The 17,405-nt window shown below is 36.2% G+C and carries 13 protein-coding genes; 9 read left to right on the forward strand and 4 right to left on the reverse strand.

Translation table 11 applies throughout. The annotated features are described in order from the left end of the window. Positions 1-414 precede the first annotated feature (414 nt). Positions 415-3,888, forward strand: a complete 3,474-nt coding sequence (locus Q0A18_RS14000) for a choice-of-anchor L domain-containing protein (protein ID WP_292010775.1) — start codon at positions 415-417, stop codon at positions 3,886-3,888. 103 nt (positions 3,889-3,991) lie between these two features. After that, positions 3,992-6,361 carry a choice-of-anchor L domain-containing protein gene (locus tag Q0A18_RS14005; protein WP_292010776.1) on the forward strand — a complete coding sequence of 790 codons (2,370 nt, stop codon included), beginning with the start codon at positions 3,992-3,994 and terminating at the stop codon, positions 6,359-6,361. 43 nt (positions 6,362-6,404) lie between these two features. Here the strand turns inward: Q0A18_RS14005 and rsmA are convergent, their stop codons facing one another. Then, positions 6,405-7,175 carry a 16S rRNA (adenine(1518)-N(6)/adenine(1519)-N(6))-dimethyltransferase RsmA gene (gene rsmA, locus Q0A18_RS14010; RefSeq protein WP_292010777.1) on the reverse strand — a complete coding sequence of 257 codons (771 nt, stop codon included), beginning with the start codon at positions 7,173-7,175 and terminating at the stop codon, positions 6,405-6,407. 91 nt (positions 7,176-7,266) lie between these two features. Between rsmA and Q0A18_RS14015 the strand changes: the two genes are divergently transcribed. The 5 genes from Q0A18_RS14015 to rluF are packed head-to-tail and all read left to right on the forward strand — an operon-like array spanning position 7,267 to position 10,824. Continuing rightward, positions 7,267-8,166, forward strand: coding sequence for a permease-like cell division protein FtsX (locus tag Q0A18_RS14015; RefSeq protein ID WP_292010778.1), 900 nt, complete (start codon positions 7,267-7,269; stop codon positions 8,164-8,166). 3 nt (positions 8,167-8,169) lie between these two features. Continuing rightward, positions 8,170-8,466, forward strand: coding sequence for a DUF3098 domain-containing protein (locus Q0A18_RS14020; protein WP_292010779.1), 297 nt, complete (start codon positions 8,170-8,172; stop codon positions 8,464-8,466). A 35-nt stretch (positions 8,467-8,501) separates the two neighbouring features. Continuing rightward, positions 8,502-9,320, forward strand: coding sequence for an undecaprenyl-diphosphate phosphatase (locus Q0A18_RS14025; RefSeq protein ID WP_292010780.1), 819 nt, complete (start codon positions 8,502-8,504; stop codon positions 9,318-9,320). Positions 9,321-9,343: 23 nt separating this feature from the next. Next, positions 9,344-10,045, forward strand: a complete 702-nt coding sequence (truB, locus tag Q0A18_RS14030) for a tRNA pseudouridine(55) synthase TruB (RefSeq protein WP_292010781.1) — start codon at positions 9,344-9,346, stop codon at positions 10,043-10,045. 56 nt (positions 10,046-10,101) lie between these two features. After that, positions 10,102-10,824, forward strand: coding sequence for a 23S rRNA pseudouridine(2604) synthase RluF (rluF, locus tag Q0A18_RS14035; protein ID WP_292010782.1), 723 nt, complete (start codon positions 10,102-10,104; stop codon positions 10,822-10,824). Between the two features lie 86 nt (positions 10,825-10,910). On the opposite strand, the gene Q0A18_RS14040 is transcribed toward rluF, so the two are convergent. Both Q0A18_RS14040 and Q0A18_RS14045 read right to left on the reverse strand, forming a co-directional pair. Beyond that, the gene (locus tag Q0A18_RS14040; protein WP_292010783.1) at positions 10,911-12,176 is read right to left on the reverse strand and encodes a helix-hairpin-helix domain-containing protein; all 1,266 of its coding nucleotides are present in this window, start codon (positions 12,174-12,176) and stop codon (positions 10,911-10,913) included. An 87-nt stretch (positions 12,177-12,263) separates the two neighbouring features. Next, a complete protein-coding gene (locus Q0A18_RS14045; RefSeq protein WP_292010784.1) occupies positions 12,264-12,608 on the reverse strand; it encodes a MerR family transcriptional regulator in 345 nt (114 codons plus the stop codon). Positions 12,609-12,986: 378 nt separating this feature from the next. On the opposite strand from Q0A18_RS14045, the gene Q0A18_RS14050 reads away from it, so the two are divergent. Then, positions 12,987-13,883 (forward strand): SMP-30/gluconolactonase/LRE family protein, encoded by an 897-nt coding sequence (locus Q0A18_RS14050; protein ID WP_292010785.1) that lies wholly within the window; start codon positions 12,987-12,989, stop codon positions 13,881-13,883. A 73-nt stretch (positions 13,884-13,956) separates the two neighbouring features. On the opposite strand, the gene Q0A18_RS14055 is transcribed toward Q0A18_RS14050, so the two are convergent. After that, entirely contained in the window at positions 13,957-15,264 is a 1,308-nt protein-coding gene (locus tag Q0A18_RS14055; RefSeq protein ID WP_292010786.1) for a DEAD/DEAH box helicase, read from the reverse strand. Between the two features lie 271 nt (positions 15,265-15,535). Here Q0A18_RS14055 and rpsA point away from each other — a divergent pair, with 271 nt between their 5' ends. Then, positions 15,536-17,323 carry a 30S ribosomal protein S1 gene (gene rpsA / locus Q0A18_RS14060; protein ID WP_292010787.1) on the forward strand — a complete coding sequence of 596 codons (1,788 nt, stop codon included), beginning with the start codon at positions 15,536-15,538 and terminating at the stop codon, positions 17,321-17,323. The last annotated feature ends 82 nt before the right edge of the window (positions 17,324-17,405 follow it).

The raw sequence follows: 17,405 nt of genomic DNA on the forward strand, positions 1-17,405 counted from the left end.
CGCTAAGGCGTCCTTATAATTGATACCAGAATAATTCACCTTAACTAATACTTCATTCTCTTTTATTTCAGGTTTAGTAAAGCTTTCAATCTCTGTGTGAAGGGTTTCATCATTGATTACACGTAAACGGCGATAAGTCATTAGTAGTTAGCCTCCCTGTACTTAAAAAAATAGTTACTATTATCTTAGCGGAAATGAAAGAAAAAGCAAATTTATTTTCTCGTTAGTTTCCATTAAAATCGTGAAAGAAATTCATTCAGATCGCTTGATTTTTAGGAAAAAGTTCGTATACTGGAATGGTGCTATTAAACAAGAAGTTTACTATTAGCTTTATTTTCAGTTCTTATATGTAATATCGCCTTTTCCCAGACGAGAGAAAGGGCGCGTACCACGGAAAGACCATCTTCTCAGACTATGAAAGCAGGAGCTTTTATAGATGTAAATGCTGCTGGGTACCCTGAGACTAATTATAGTATTACACAACTTGTAAAAGATGTACTCATCTCAGGTGGATCTACATGTTCCACCTCCAATGTGAGTAATGTGGTAGTGTCACCCAATATAGGAGTAAGTGATCAGACAAGAAGCTGGGGGTATTTTAATAAGGGAACTACCAATTTTCCATTTGACAAAGGGATTATTCTGATGACCGGACATGCCCAGAAGGCAGGGAATTCCTTCCAGAGCTCCAATTTAGGGGATGCTTTACAGCCTTCTCTGGGAGATCAGGATCTGGCAAACGCTTTAGGGGTACCTGCTAACATGCTGAAGGATGCTACCTACATAGAATTTGATTTTGTCCCTACTTCTACGGAAGTTACGTTCAGATATATATTTGCCTCAGAGGAATATGCTAATAATTTTCCTTGTAGTATTTCTGATGGTTTTGCCTTATTATTGAAAAAAGCGAGTGATCCTACTTACACCAATCTGGCTGTTTTACCTAACGGGGCTGGGCCTGTAAGTGTTACAAATATTGTTCCTGCTATTTATAGCTGTGGTCCTAAAAATGCACAGTATTTTGCCGGACAGAATACACCTGCAGTAGAAACCAATTTCAATGGACGTACAGTGCCTTTAACAGCTCAGGCTACTGTAACGCCCGGAGAAACCTATCATTTTAAAATGGTGTTAGCAGATTATCAGGATTCTAACTATGATTCAGGAGTCTTTTTAGAAGCCGGATCTTTTGATATAGGAGTTCAGATTTTAGATCCTGCCGGAGTGGCTCTGCCTTCTTCCATTAATGTGTGTGACAATGCACCTCAGACATTAACAGCTTCAGCTCAGATTCCTAATGCCACTTTTCAATGGTTTTTTAATAATAATCCTATCTCAGGAGCAACAACTTCCACTTATACAGCAACACAGCCAGGTGTTTACACTGTAGAGGTTACCATTCCGGGGAACAGCTGTCCCGGAACAGCCAGTGTAACAATTGTTGGAGGAACTTCTCCAACGGTGCAAAATGCAACTTTAACCTCTTGCTATGTAGCCGGAAATGCTACCTATAATCTACAGTTGGCTAACGGAGCAATAAGCTCTACAGCAGGTGCTACTTTTACCTATTATTTGAATCAGGCAGATGCAAATGCCGGCAATGGAAATACAATTCCGAATCCGACTGCTTTTCAGAGTGCCGGAAATCAAACCATATATGTACTTGTTAAAAGCGGGTTTTGTTCAAAGGTGGCTCAGCTTCAATTGGTGAAAGCTCCTCAGATGACAGCAACTATTGCTCCACCTCAAACTTTAACATGTACCAATTCCCAGACCACATTGGATGCTACAGGATCTGTTTATCCTACAGGATCAACATTTAGCTGGACTACTACCAATGGAAGTATTGTTTCAGGAGGAGATACTCTGACGCCTGTTGTTAATCAGGGAGGTACTTATACTTTAACGATCACGCAGGTTTATCAGCCGGGAAATATCAGCTGTACAGCTACAGCTAATGTAACGGTACTGGGAGACAGTGCACCTCCGACTACAGGTCTTACTGCTTCTAAAGTGCTTATCTGTGCCGGTGAATCGGTTACTTTAACAGCTACAGGAGGAACAACATATACATGGCAAGGCTTAACAGGAACAGGAAATACTCAGGTAGTAAGTCCGACAACAACTACAACATATACGGTAACAGCAGTAGGTGCCAACGGATGTGCATCTCAGACAGCTGCTACTATTACGATTGAGGTTTCTCAGCCGATTACAGTACAAAATGCTACTCTTATTAAATGTTATCAACCGGGAGGGACTGTATATGACTTGACCTCCGCTCAAAACCAGATTACAACGGCTACTACAGGAGTTACTTTTGCCTATTATATTAATCAAGCAGATGCCAATGCGGGAAATGGAAATACGATTCCAACTCCTACGGCATATACAAGTGCCGGAAATCAAACAATATATGTATTGGTTAAGAATGGAGGATGTAGCTATGTAGTTACCCTTCAATTATTAGCAACACCGGAGACAACTTTAACAATTGCACCTCCATCAAGCAGTATAACCTGTAACACGGCTCAAATAACATTAAATGCTTCGGCTTCTGTAATTCCTGCAGGCTCTACTATTACATGGACTACAGCAGGAGGAAATATTGTTTCGGGAGGAAATACTTTAACACCTGTGGTTAATGCCGGAGGAACTTATACTTTAACAGTTACCAATGTGTCTCAGCCAGGAAGCCTTAGTTGTTCGTATACTGCTAATGTGACAGTGGTTCAGGATACGACACTTCCGGTAGCAGCAGTGACTTCTTCCCAACCACAAATTTGTGAAGGTGAATCAGTTACTTTAACAGCAACGGGAGGAGCCAGCTACAACTGGGTAGGGCTTACAGGAACAGGTAGTACTCAGATTGTTTCTCCAACAGTTACTACTACATACACAGTATATGCAGTGGGTGCTAATGGTTGTATTTCTGCGAATCCAGCAACAGTAACAGTTATCGTTGGTCCACCAACGGCAGTAATAGCGGCTTCAAAAACAAAAATATGCGAAGGCGAGTCTGTAACTTTAACTGCTTCAGGAGGGTTTACTTATAGCTGGGTGGGATTAACAGGAAATGGAAATACACAGGTTGTATCACCTACCACCACTACCACTTATTCAGTATATGCATTAGGAGGAAACGGATGTAGTTCTATTGAACCGGCAACAATCACAATAGAGGTTGTTCCTGCTATTACTTCTATTCTTGAAGATGTATATGTTTGTGCAGGTGACTTTGGAGTATTAGATGCCGGCAACACGTCAGGATATACTTATTTATGGAGTACAGGAGCTACGACTCCTAGTATTTCCACCAATATACCGGGAACATATACTGTAACCATAAGTAATGGGACGTGTTCAAAAGTATTTACGGCACAGTTATTAAATCCCGATTTGCCTCAGTTTACGAATATTACCTATGCAGATCATACGCTTACTATTTCCGCAACGAACCCTACCGGAGGAGTATTGGAATATTCCATAGATGGAGGAGTGACCTGGCAGACTTCCAATATATTCTACAATGTATTGGATAATACTAATTATAATCTGAGATTGAGAACTAAAGACGCGAAGTGTAGTAATGCGTTGGATTATTATACTTTTATGATCAGTAATGCAATCACTCCGAATCAGGATGGTATCAATGATGAAGTAGATTTCTCAGGAATCAGCGGGTATAATAATTTTGGAGCATCTATATTCAATAGATACGGACAAGAGATTTTTAAAGCAACAAAAACAAATACGGTCTGGAAAGGTGAGATTAAAGGGATTAATCAGCCTACCGCTACATACTGGTATAAAGTTCAGTGGGAAAATCCGGCAAGCAAGAGAATGGAGCTTCGAACCGGCTGGATATTGTTAAAAAATAGAAATTAATAGAAAGTCCCCAATTTTGGGGACTTTATTATTTAACATAAAAAGGGTAAATATGTATGCAGTATATTTAAAAAAAAATTAAATTTGTTGAAACAAAAATATTATGCGAAGATATCTACCGTTTTTTCTCTTTTTTTTAATTACTTGTAATTTTTATCATTCTCAAAATATTCCCGTCCGAAAACTTCAGAAAGAAAAGGCCTCAAGCTTGACCATGAAGGCGGGTGCTTTTATTGATGTGAATGCAGCTGGATATAATGAATCAGGTTATACCGTCGACCAGTTGGTGAAAGATGTATTAATATCATCCGGAACAAATTCCTGTGTAACTCCAAATGTTACCAATATTCAGGTAAGTCCTAATTTGCCTGCCTCGGATAACAACAGGTCTTGGGGTTATTTCAACAGGGGAACAACTAACTTTCCTTTTAAAGATGGAATCGTGTTATCAACCGGATATGTCCATAAATCTGGAAACGATTATATAAGCAGTACTTTGGGAGATGATCTACCAACAGGGAGTGACCCTGATCTGGTAGCAGCTACCAATCCTTCTGTGTCATTGAATGATGCGGTAATACTGGAATTTGATTTTGTACCGACTTCTTCTCAAGTAAAATTCAATTATTTATTTGCTTCTGAAGAATATACAGGAACTTTTCCCTGCAGTTATTCTGATGCATTTGCTTTATTATTAAGACCGGTGGCAGGAGGTCCTTATGTTAATATGGCTGTCCTACCTAATGGAGCAGGACCTGTAAGTGTTACCAATATTCACCCGGATACCCAATTTGGGGGAGGTTCATTAAGTTGTGGCTCTGTTAACGATATGTATTTCGACGGATATAATACAGCGGCTATAGAAACCAATTATAATGGCAGAACTGTTCCTCTCACTGCTACAGCAACAGTAGTACCGGGACAGGCTTATCATTTTAAGATGGTCTTGGCAGATGCGATTGACAGTAGTTATGATTCTGCGGTATTCCTAGAAGGAGGATCATTTAATATTGGGGTAGAGCTTCTAGATAGTACAGGAGTTACTTTACCTGCTGAGATCAATGTCTGTGATAACGTCCCTCAGGTGCTGACAGCTTCAGTAAGTGCTCCGAATGTTACTTATCAATGGTTTTTGAATGGAGCCATGATCAATGGAGCGACTAATAATTCTTATACGGCAACCCAGCCTGGAGTGTATGAAATTGAAGTATCAGTTCCGGGGAATCCGTGTCCAGGTAAGGCTTCCATAGAGATTCATGGAGGAGAAACACCGGTAGCACAGGATGCTACTTATCTACTCTGCAGCACACCGGATATTACCACTTTCGATTTAAATAATACAATGCCTTTGCTGAGCACAACAACCGGTGCTATATTTCATTTTTATGAAGATCAGGCAGATGCTCTTGCTCAAAATACTAATTATATAACCAACATCTCCAATTATATGGGGAATGATGGGCAGATTTTATATGTGGTAGTTTCTAATGGAGGATTCTGTAGTAAGTTGGTTGAATTAACACTTTTAAAAGAATTAACTCCTACAGCGGATTTAGTTTCTTCAAGTTTAAAAATATGCCCAGGGGAATCTGTAGATCTTACAGCTACAGGAGGTACGACTTACCTGTGGAATAACTTTCCTGGAACAGGTAATACACAAACAGTTACCCTCTACCAGACAACGACTTTTACAGTATATGCAATCGGGCAGAAAGGATGTCAATCTTTACAGCCGGCGACGATCACGGTGGAAGTTGTACCGGAAATAACTTCTCCTCTGGCTGATGTGGAAATGTGTATGGGAGACAGGATAACTCTGGATGCCGGTACAGGACCTAATTACACATATTTATGGAGTACAGGAGCAACTACTCAGACTATAGATGTAGATCAGTTGGGTATTTATAGTGTAACGATTGATAACGGATATTGTACAAGAGTATTTACTGCTAAAGTAATGGCGGCGGCAACTCCTTTTATTTCAGGTATTAATTATGATAATAATAATACATTAACACTGACTGCTGAAAATCCACCGATTAATAATATTCAGGGAACCTTGGAGTATTCAATAGATGGAGGAGTGACCTGGCAGACATCCAATGTATTTACAGGGCTTACCAATAATACTAATTACAATATTCAGGTAAGAGTACAGGGTACTCATTGTGTGGGAGCTCTTGAATTCTTTACACTGTATATCAATAATATTATTACTCCGAATCAGGATGGAATCAATGATGTGTTAGATCTTTCAGCATTAGGGAATTTCAATAACTTCACAGGATCTGTTTATGACAGATATGGTGTTGAAATGTTCAGATTCAGCAAAGAAAGACCTGTTTGGGACGGGACGGTAGGAGGAAAGAGACTTCCTACAGCTACGTACTGGTATAAATTTAATTATCAGTATAATAAGTCAAAAGCTCAGATGAACCGTTCAGGATGGATTATGCTTAAAAACAGAGAATAATATCGCATATAATAAATAAAAACCTCTCACTTGAGAGGTTTTTTTATTTGTTTTCTTTCCATAACTGAGTAAATTCTATAAAATCCTGAACACTCAGTTCTTCAGCTCTTTTATCTAAAAACTCATGGGTCTTTAATGTTTCGGGAATATTTAAAACCTTTAACGCATTGGAAAGTTTTTTTCTTCTTTGATTAAATCCGGCCTTTACAATCTGTTTAAAAAGAATCTCATTTCCTGCCAGCCCTTCCTTTGGATTTCTGACCAGTTTGATAACCCCTGATTTAACTTTGGGTGGAGGGTTGAATACATTTTCATGAACGGTAAACAGATAAGAAACATCATAATACGCCTGTACTAGAACGGAAAGAATTCCGTAATCTTTAGTTCTGGGTTTAGAAGCTGTCCTTTCTGCCACCTCTTTCTGAAACATTCCTACCATTTCAGGAATCAGTTCATAATAATCAATGATCTTAAACAAGATCTGAGAAGATATATTATAGGGGAAATTTCCAATAATAGCAATCTGTTCTTTATTGATAAAATCAAAATCCTGTTTCAGAAAATCACCAACAAAAGTACTTTCGGTTATTTTGAAATAGTTCTCTTTTAAATATTCGATAGACTCCTTATCTATCTCAGCAAGATAAACAGATCCCTCTTTTTCCAGAAGGTATTTGGTAAGAACGCCCATTCCAGGACCTACTTCCATGATGTTATGATAGTTTTCCCAGGAGAGTCCTTCTACTATTTTTCTTGCGATATTTTCATCCGTTAAAAAATGCTGTCCCAGATGTTTTTTTGCTTTTACACTCAAAGTCTTTTATGATTTTGTTAACAATGATTTTCCTTATTTCGTCCCAAATTTCGGAAGTTTTTTTCTATTTTAGCCAAAAATTTTAATATTAATGGCTAAATCTGTAGATGAATTCAATAAGAAAAGGCTTCGGTCCAGCAATATTACTGTCGTAATAAGTATTGCCCTGGTGTTATTTTTATTAGGGTTGATGGGACTTATATTGATTAATGCTCAGAAATATTCTGATTATATCAAAGAGCAGTTAGTAGTAAATGCCTACTTTGATGAAAACTATGATGCTAAAGATTCAGTGAAAATTGCAAAACAGGAACAGGAAGCATTCAAAAAAATACAGACTTTAGTTCCGGTAAAAAGAGCGACTTATATATCTAGGGAAATGGCTGCTAAAGAGGCCAAAAAAAGTATGGGAATCGATAGTGATGCTTTGTTTGAAGAAAATATTTTTCCTTCTTCTATTGAAGTAGCCTTAAAACCTGAATATGTAGATCCTGCTAAAATTGATGAAGCTATTAAGGTGATCAAATCGGTTCCGGGAATCGTAGATGTTAAGAATGACAGTACCCTGATGGTGGATGTTTATAATAACCTTAACAGAATCTTACGATGGATACTGGGCTTCTCAGTTTTATTCCTGGTATTGGCCGTTGTTCTTATTAATAATTCCATTCGTTTAAAGATATTCTCAAAAAGATTTATTATCAAAACCATGCAGCTGGTAGGAGCTAAAAGAAGATTTATCCTGAAGCCATTTATCATTGAAGCTGTAGTATTGGGATTAATAGGTTCTGTAATAGGGCTTCTTGCCTTATTTGGAGTTTGGTATTATTTTACCAATGCGATCGGTTCTTCCTTCGTACAGGATAACCAGCAATATTTCTGGCTTGTATTGCTTATATTGGGTGTAGGAGTTCTCATTACGGTATTAAGTACAGTAATCGCAACCTGGAGATTCTTAAGAACGAGTGTAGATGACTTATATTATTCTTAAACAATGAGTAAAAAAACAAATAAATTTTCCGCTGCAAGTTTTGGTAAAGAAACTGAGGTTCAGAAAGAGAATAGCTTTTATTTCGGACAAGAAAATTTTAAATGGATGTTAATTGGGTTAGCATTTATTGTAGTAGGCTTTCTTTTGATGATGGGAGCTGATGCCAATACAGTTGATGGCAAATATGATCCTAATTCCTGGAATGACGGTATATTTTCTATCCGAAGAATACGAATTGCACCTTTATTTGTAGTGATTGGCTTTGTGATAGAAGTATATGCAATTCTTAAAAAGAAATAAAAAATAAATTCTAAAACTATTCAGATCTTTTTTTAATGGATTTAATTAACGCAATTATTATTGCAATAATAGAAGGACTTACAGAATATTTACCGATTTCTTCTACTGCCCACATGGGGTTTACCGCCAGCTTAATGGGGTTACACGATGATGAATTTTTAAAAATGTTCCAGGTTTCCATACAGTTTGGCGCCATCTTATCTGTGGTAGTGGCATACTGGAAAAAGTTTTTTGATTTTAGCAACCTTCAGTTTTATTATAAATTAGCATTTGCTGTTCTCCCTGCTTTACTTTTAGGATATCTTTTTGATGACAAAATTGAAGCTGTTTTAGGAAATCAGATTGCCATTTCTTCTGTTCTTGTGTTAGGAGGAGTTGTTCTGTTATTTGCAGACAAATGGTTTAAAAATCCTGTCATTGATGATGAGAAAGGAATCTCTATTAAAAAGGCGATTACTATCGGATTCTGGCAGTGTCTGGCGATGATGCCCGGAACGAGTAGAAGTGCTGCTTCTATTATAGGGGGAATGACACAGGGGTTAACCAGAAAAGCGGCGGCTGAATTTTCATTTTTTCTTGCGGTTCCTACCATGCTTGCGGTAACTGTATATTCTGTCTTTCTTAAAACATGGGGAAAGGAGACGGGAAATCCCCAAAAAGGATATGAAATGATTCTTCAATCTCAGGATCATATCATGATCTTTATTATAGGAAACGTAGTAGCATTTATTGTGGCGCTTATTGCGATTAAGGCTTTTATCGGAGTTTTAAATAAATATGGTTTTAAGCCTTGGGGCTGGTACCGTATCTTTGTGGGAATTGCTTTACTGATTTATTTTTATTTCTTTAAATAATCCCTTTTTATTATTATAGTTTTATGACAGCTGAAAAAGTACTGGAAGGTCAGATTTTTTTATTGGACAAACCATTGGACTGGACTTCATTTCAGGCGGTCAATAAAATGAAATATAAACTTAAGCGGGAATTTAATCTTCCTAAAAAGTTTAAAATAGGACATGCTGGTACATTAGATCCAAGAGCTACAGGACTTCTTATTGTGTGTAGCGGTAAATTCACTAAAAAGATTCCGGAGATACAGGATGCTCCCAAAGAATACTGGACAGAAATTAAGATAGGAGTTCAGACGGAAAGTTATGATACGGAAAAACCCGAGATTTTACCACGGGATATTTCACATATCTCACAGGAGGATATTATAGAAAGTTTAAACAAATTTGTAGGAGAAATAGAACAGAAGCCTCCCGTATTTTCTGCTATTAAAATAGATGGGGAAAGAGCTTATAATCTTGCAAGGGCAGGAGAAGAAGTGGAAATGAAATCCAGAAAGACCACGATATTTTATATTGAAGATATTACGATCAACTTTCCTTACATCAGCTTTTTAGTAGGATGTTCCAAAGGAACCTATATTCGTAGCTTAGCTCATGATATTGGACAGGATCTGGGAGTTGGAGCCTATCTGACACAATTAAGACGTACTAAAATCGGAGACTACACTATAGAAAATGCTACAACAGAATTTTTGGAGAATGATTTCAGGTTTGAAAATCTGCAGTAAAGCTTCTCAAACGCATTTGAATTTGGTTGCCAACTTTTACGAATAGAATCATACTCATGGAGAAAACACGTATCAATAAATACTTATCTGAGGTAGGCTATTGCTCAAGAAGAGCAGCCGATAAGCTGCTGGAAGAAGGTCGGATAAAGATCAATGGTAAAATCCCGGAATTGGGTACCAAAGTCTCTGATGAAGATGTCGTGGAAATAGATGGAAAACCAATTCGAGAGCCACAGGAAAAGCATGTTTATATTGCCTTCAATAAACCTGTAGGAATCGTTTGTACTACCGATACCAAGCGGGAAAAAAACAATATTGTAGATTATATCAATCATCCCAAAAGAATATTTCCGATCGGCAGGCTGGATAAGCCCAGTGAAGGTTTGATCCTTCTTACTAGTGATGGAGATATTGTCAATAAAATCCTTAGATCCAGAAATAATCACGGAAAAGAATATCTGGTGAGGGTGGATAAACCTATTACACCCAAATTTCTGGATAAAATGAGAAACGGAGTTCCTATTTTAGATACAGTCACAAAAAAATGTGAAGTGGAGAAAATAGATGAAATGAATTTCCGTATTGTTCTTACACAGGGATTAAACAGGCAGATCAGAAGAATGTGTGAATACCTGGGCTACGAAGTTAAAAAACTGAAAAGAATCCGTATCATGAATATTAAGCTTGATCTTCCCATTGGAAAATGGAGAGATTTAACGGAAGAAGAGCTTTCTTCTTTAATTGGGCTTCTTGAGGATTCCAGCAAAACAGTAGACTAAGTTATAAGTTGAAATTGATGAATTATAAGTTAATACGTAGGAGAAGTCTCACACTTTTAAACTAATAACTGATAATTACTGATTCCTCATTTAAGGTATAATTTCATTTTCGCTTCATATTCTGGCTTCACTTTAAGAAGTTTCCATATCTTTTTATCATCAGGATTGTTTATTCTGTAATAAATAATTTTATCAGCAGAATATTTGAAATAAGGATGGTTTTTTAACCAATCTTCAGGAGCATCCGTTAATGTATACTTAAGGATCTTAGAGGTATTAAGAGGACAAATGGAGACAAGTTTTTGGGCCAGCTCTTTGTCTATATTATAAGTATCAAGTATCTGTTCTTTATTGACAAAGCCACCTAATTTTTTTCGGAAACCAATTAAAGAGCCGGCACTTCTTTCATCCAGTCCAAATTCTAAAAGTTGTTTATAAGTGATCAGATTCAAATCTATCGTGGAAAAATCAGTTTTCTCTTGCTGTAATTCCTGTTGGGAAATGATTTTGATGTAAGGCAATAGCTCTTTATATTTCTCAGGAGAGATGACGAAGCACCTTTGGATATCATCAATACTTTTAAAACTTCCTTTCAGATTCTTATCTCTGTAATTAACGATTACTTTTGCCTGGTTGAGAGTGAATCCCAAAGATTGCCAGCCTTCAATATCTAATGTATTAGGATCAAAAGATGTATGTGCTTTTTCAGGACTTTTTTTACTTTTAAATGAAGAATAACTTTGTGTATAAGTCGGAGTTTTCTCCGGCAATAATAGGTATGGCGCAAGTTTATGATAGTTTTCAGGGCTAACTGTAAAGCATTCTCTAAACTTTTCTTTACTGATAAAACTTCCTCCTAAATAGGCTTTATACTTCATAATAGATTGAGCCTGTCTTTCCGTAAACCCTAACACTATCCAGTCGCTTTGTAAATATTGATTTGGATTGAATTTTTTGGTAACAGTAATTGTATGATGCTTAAAATTTCCTGATTTGGCTTCTTTATTTGTTTTAGGAAGAAGAATGTGAAAATCGAGTTCATCAAATTTTTCCTTGGAAATTGAATAACACTTTTTAAGCTGCTCCTTAGAGATAAACCGACCTCCCACTATTTCTTTATAACGGAGAATGGTTTTAACTTGCTGACTGGAAAATCCAAGACTTTTCCATTGTTCTGCACTAAGATGATTAGGATCAAAATCGAATAGCTTTACAGGATTTTCAGGTTTAGAAATAAACCGGACTTCAGAAAAATCTTCATGGATATTGGCTGTATATTGCCGGAAAGCATACAGACAAAGGAGAAGAATTCCAAGAAATGCTATTTTCTGGTAATAACCTTTTTTCATCATTTTGGAGTGGAGTAATAAAATTAAATATTACAATAAAATGATTTTCAAAAAGTTAATTAATAAAATGTTAAGTTTTAATAAGGAAGATTATTCAGAATCTTTTTCGCCTAAAGAATCTTTAAGTTTTAATAGCTCTGCCTTTACAAACTCAAGCCTGTCGATAAGAGAAATAGTCTCAGATATTTTACTGTTAGTGGTTAAAGCAATTCGTGCCCCATCCAGTGTATACCCTTTTTCTTTTACCAAATGATAAATGATTTTCAGATTTTTAATGTCTTCGGGGGTGAAATATCGGTTCCCTTTTTTATTCTTTTTAGGTTTAATAATAGGAAATTCTTGTTCCCAATAGCGTATTAAAGAGGTATTTACATCAAAAGCTTTTGCTACTTCACCTATAGAATAATAGAGTTTATCGGGTAAATTAAGTTTCATTTTCAAATCCTAAAAATCCAAAGATAAAAGTTTTTTAAGTTGCAAGCCAAATTTGTCGTGTGAATTGTATGAAGAAAGCCCAAAGGAAGGAAGAAAATACTCTTTTTATTATATAAATTATTACTCTGTGTCCCATAATTATTTTTATGTATCTGTTTAATCTAATAGAGAAAATGGTAGAAGAAATAAAATACAGTCTGAATTTGCATAAATGCCTAGAGTGTCATTTACCATCGGTAGTTGCATTGTGGCAGCAAATCTTCCTTCCTGCAAATGCTCCCGTAATCACGAGGGGTAGTTCATGAAATTATTATTCATTCATTAGATATATTGTTTTATGGCTGCAATTTGTAAATTGCAGCCATAAATCTGTGATCTATGAAAAATATCTCTTCTCTTTTTTTATTTGGCTTATTATTGGTAGTAATAAATTGTAAATCAGTAAATAATAACGATGTGTTCTATCATGATAAACAGCCAGAAATGGTATCGGATCAATTCAGATTTACAGAAGGCCCGGCTTCTGATAAGGAAGGGAATGTTTATTTTACAGATCAGCCCAGAGATATAATATATTATTGGGATTGGAGGACAAATAAGATTGCCGAGTTCTTGATCAGAACAGGAAGGGCGAACGGAACTCATTTTGATAAGCATGATAATCTGATCACCTGTTCTGATGATCAGGGTGAAATCTGGAAAATTTCAAAAGACAGAAAAAAAATAGAGGTTCTTGTAACACATGTCAACGGAAACAGGCTGAACGGGCCTAACGATCTCTGGATAGATAAATATGGAGGGATTTATTTTACAGATCCATTGTATGAAAGGGATTACTGGGTGGATTTTAAACAGGAGATTCCGCATAAAAGCCTGTATTACAGAAATAAAGAAGGGGGTATTATTAAATTGGATACTTTTACACAACCGAATGGAATTGTGGGAAGTGAAAAATTTAAAAAACTGTACGTTTCCGATATAGATGCCGGAAAGACCTATGTTTATGATATTCTTTCAGAAGGTAAGCTTTCCGAAAAGAAACTGTTTTGTGAAATGGGGTCAGACGGGATGACCCTGGATGAGTATGGTAACTTGTATTTGACAGGTAACGGGGTTACAGTTTTTAATTCCCAGGGAAAAAAGATCAATCATATTCCTATACCGGAAGAATGGACTTCCAATGTTACTTTCGGAGGAGAAGATCATTCCGTATTGTTTATTACAGCTTCAAAGTCAGTTTATATTTTGCCGACAAAAACTAAAAGAGTAAAATAATAAACTGAAAAGATGAAAATTACTTTTAAGTCCTCTTCATCTTTAATTCACAATGCTGAATGTATCGAAATTGCTAATAAGCAATTTCCATTTTAACCTTCTTATTTTTAAGCTTTTCATTGGCTAGCTTTTTCAATAAAGCTATTGTTTTGGTTCTGGCAATAGCTACATAAGAGGTGGTGTCTTTTACTTCAATCAATCCTATATCTTCTTTGGATAATTCTCCCTTTTTAATAAGGTAACCTACAATATCCACTTTGTTGACCTTATCTTTTTTCCCGGCACTGATATAAATTGTCTGAAAAGGAGTTCTTTCAGGAACTTTGTTGTATTCTTTAACGCTTTCTTCCGGAGTATTATTTTTAATAAAAGGATAATTTTCATCCTCTGTCATAATCAGGTAAGCGAAACCTTTGGCATTCATTCTTGCAGTACGACCGTTTCGATGAATAAAAGCATCTTCTTTATAAGGAAGCTGATAGTGGATAATGGATTCCACTTCCGGAATATCCAGCCCTCTGGATGCAAGATCAGTAGTGATTAGTATCCGGGCAGAATCATTTCTGAATTTTAATAAAGAACGTTCCCGCTCATCCTGCTCTAATCCGCCATGAAATGTTTCTCTGGCTATTCCTTTTTCTCTTAAAAGTTCCGAAATACGGTCTACAGCATCCCGGTGATTACAGAAGATCAGAGTTCTTTTGTTGCCTATTTTACATATCAGTTGAAATAAGGTATCCAGTTTTTCTTCCGGTGTAGTCAAAACTTTTCTTAATTGAATATCTGGTTTTATTTCATTTTCTTTAAGGAAACTGATTCTCTTTTCGTTTTGTAATCCTGTGAACTTCGGAATGTCATCCATTACCGTTGCAGAAGTAAGAATTCTTTGATTAAGATTCTTTAAGGAACTGATGATGAATTCCATATCATCCTGAAAACCTAATTCCAGAGCTTTATCAAACTCATCCAAAACTAAAGTTTCAATACAGGCCGGATCGAAATTCTGATTTCTAAGATGGTAAGCGACTCTTCCAGGAGTTCCGATCAATAAGGCCGGAGCTTCAATAAGATTGTTGACCTCAATTTTTTTGTCATGACCTCCATAGCAGACACTTACTTTAAAATCAGTACCCATTGTTTTAAAAACCTGTTCGATCTGTAAAGCCAGTTCTCTGGCGGGAACTAGAATCAAAGCCTGTATTCCCTGAGTATTTTTTCTGAGGCTTCTTAAAACAGAAAATAAAAAAGCAAGTGTTTTCCCTGAACCCGTAGGAGAGAGAAGAACGACATCATTCTTGTTTTCTGTAGCTTTATAAGTGGATTTCTGCATTGGATTCATATCCTGAATTTGCAGTTTCTGGTAAATTGATTCTAATTCCATTCTGCAAAGTTAAAGCAAAAGCGATAGGTTTAATAAGACAAAGGATAAAAGATTGTTATTTAATTATTAAATGTATTGATTTATAATTTGTTATGTTCTTGTTGAACTTTGCAGTAATTATTGTTTATCTTAAAAAATAGTAGTATCTTTGCACCCACTTTTTGTGGTAAAGGTCTGAGAAGGTAAAATATTAAATATTAATAGCTTCCGTATTTTTCAATCACATTTGTTAAGACCGTTGAAAGAGAAGGAATACAAATTTTATTAGAAAATGTCAAAAGAGACAAATTCAGCAGAGGTTTTATTAAACCAAAACGTAGCACCGGAACAATTTGATTGGGATTCATTCGAATCTGGTCTTGATGCTGATGCAAGAAAAGAAAAAAGTGATTTAGAAGAAATCTACAACGGATCTTTAAACAACTTGGACGATAATGACGTATTAGTTGGAAAAGTTGTAAGATTAACTGATAAAGAAGCTATCGTTGACATCAACTTCAAATCTGAAGGTGTTATTTCTCTTAATGAATTCCGTTACAACCAAGGCCTTAAAGTAGGTGATGAAGTAGAAGTAATGGTTGACAAAAGAGAAGACAAAACAGGACAATTACAGTTATCTCACAAAAAAGCAAGAACGCTTAAAGCTTGGGATAAAGTAAACGAACTTCACGAAACAGGTGAAATCGTTAACGGTTTTGTGAAGTCTAGAACTAAAGGAGGAATGATCGTTGACGTTCACGGAATTGAAGCATTCTTACCAGGTTCTCAAATTGATGTTAAGCCAATCAAAGATTACGATCAGTTCGTAGGTAAAACTATGGAGTTCAAAGTTGTGAAAATCAACCCTGAGTTCAAAAACGTAGTAGTATCTCACAAAGCATTGATCGAAGCAGATATCGAAGGTCAGAAAAAAGAAATCATCGCTCAGCTTGAAAAAGGTCAGGTTCTTGAAGGAACTGTTAAAAACATCACTTCTTACGGTGTATTCATCGACTTAGGAGGTGTAGATGGATTAATTCACATTACAGATCTTTCTTGGTCTAGAGTGAACCACCCATCTGAAATCTTAGAAGATGGTCAAACTGTAAAAGTGGTTATCCTTGACTTTGACGATGAGAAAACAAGAATCCAATTGGGTATGAAGCAATTAGAGCCACACCCATGGGATGCTCTTTCTGCTGATTTAAAAGTAGGAGATAAAGTGAAAGGAAAAGTTGTAGTTCTTGCTGACTATGGTGCATTCGTAGAAATCGCTCCAGGTGTGGAAGGATTAATCCACGTTTCTGAAATGTCTTGGTCTACTCACTTAAGATCTGCTGGTGATTTTGTGAAAGTAGGAGATGAGGTAGAAGCTGAAGTATTAACTTTAGATAGAGAAGAAAGAAAAATTTCTCTTGGTATCAAGCAATTGTCTAAAGATCCATGGGAAAATATCGAAACTAAATATCCTGTAGGATCTCAGCATGTAGGAACAGTGAGAAACTTTACTAACTTTGGTGTATTCGTAGAGTTAGAAGAAGGTATCGATGGATTAATCTACATTTCAGATCTTTCTTGGACTAAGAAAATCAAGCACCCATCTGAATTCTGTGCTGTAGGAGATAAATTAGATGTTGTAGTATTGGAATTAGATATCCAAGCAAGAAGATTATCTTTAGGTCACAAGCAATTGACTGAAAACCCTTGGGATAAATTCGAAACTAAATATGCTGAAGGAACTATTCATGCTGGTAAAGCAGTAGAAGTTCATGATAAAGGAGCTTCTGTACAGTTTGAAGATGCTGAAGTTGAAGCATTCTGCCCTTCAAGATTATTAGAGAAAGAAGATGGATCTAAAATCAAAAAAGGTGAAGAAGCTGATTTCAAAGTAATCGAGTTCAACAAAGAATTCAAGAGAGTAGTAGTTTCTCACACAGGTATCTTCAGAGATGAAGAGAAGAAAAATGTGAAAGAATCTTCTTCTAGAAATATGTCTTCTTCAAACAACGAAGAAAGATCAACTCTTGGAGATATCGATGCTTTAGCAGAGCTTAAAAAGAAAATGGAGGAGGGTAAATAATCCTTTAGCCATTATCAATAAGAAAGAACCACCCATTTTGGGTGGTTTTTTTTTGGAATAATAACAATTTTAATTAATAGAA

Source organism: Chryseobacterium sp. (genome assembly GCF_022712095.1).
Taxonomy (GTDB): Bacteria; Bacteroidota; Bacteroidia; order Flavobacteriales; family Weeksellaceae; genus Chryseobacterium.

What these genes read in the sequence shown, in the direction of transcription:
- rpsA (WP_292010787.1), top strand. Translation starts at nt 15,536, where the DNA reads ATGTCAAAAGAGACAAATTCAGCAGAGGTTTTATTAAACCAAAACGTA.
- Q0A18_RS14005 (WP_292010776.1), top strand. Translation starts at nt 3,992, where the DNA reads ATGCGAAGATATCTACCGTTTTTTCTCTTTTTTTTAATTACTTGTAAT.
- Q0A18_RS14025 (WP_292010780.1), top strand. Translation starts at nt 8,502, where the DNA reads ATGGATTTAATTAACGCAATTATTATTGCAATAATAGAAGGACTTACA.
- Q0A18_RS14050 (WP_292010785.1), top strand. Translation starts at nt 12,987, where the DNA reads ATGAAAAATATCTCTTCTCTTTTTTTATTTGGCTTATTATTGGTAGTA.
- Q0A18_RS14000 (WP_292010775.1), top strand. Translation starts at nt 415, where the DNA reads ATGAAAGCAGGAGCTTTTATAGATGTAAATGCTGCTGGGTACCCTGAG.
- rluF (WP_292010782.1), top strand. Translation starts at nt 10,102, where the DNA reads ATGGAGAAAACACGTATCAATAAATACTTATCTGAGGTAGGCTATTGC.
- Q0A18_RS14055 (WP_292010786.1), bottom strand. Translation starts at nt 15,264, where the DNA reads ATGGAATTAGAATCAATTTACCAGAAACTGCAAATTCAGGATATGAAT.
- Q0A18_RS14020 (WP_292010779.1), top strand. Translation starts at nt 8,170, where the DNA reads ATGAGTAAAAAAACAAATAAATTTTCCGCTGCAAGTTTTGGTAAAGAA.
- truB (WP_292010781.1), top strand. Translation starts at nt 9,344, where the DNA reads ATGACAGCTGAAAAAGTACTGGAAGGTCAGATTTTTTTATTGGACAAA.
- Q0A18_RS14045 (WP_292010784.1), bottom strand. Translation starts at nt 12,608, where the DNA reads ATGAAACTTAATTTACCCGATAAACTCTATTATTCTATAGGTGAAGTA.
- Q0A18_RS14015 (WP_292010778.1), top strand. Translation starts at nt 7,267, where the DNA reads ATGGCTAAATCTGTAGATGAATTCAATAAGAAAAGGCTTCGGTCCAGC.
- Q0A18_RS14040 (WP_292010783.1), bottom strand. Translation starts at nt 12,176, where the DNA reads ATGATGAAAAAAGGTTATTACCAGAAAATAGCATTTCTTGGAATTCTT.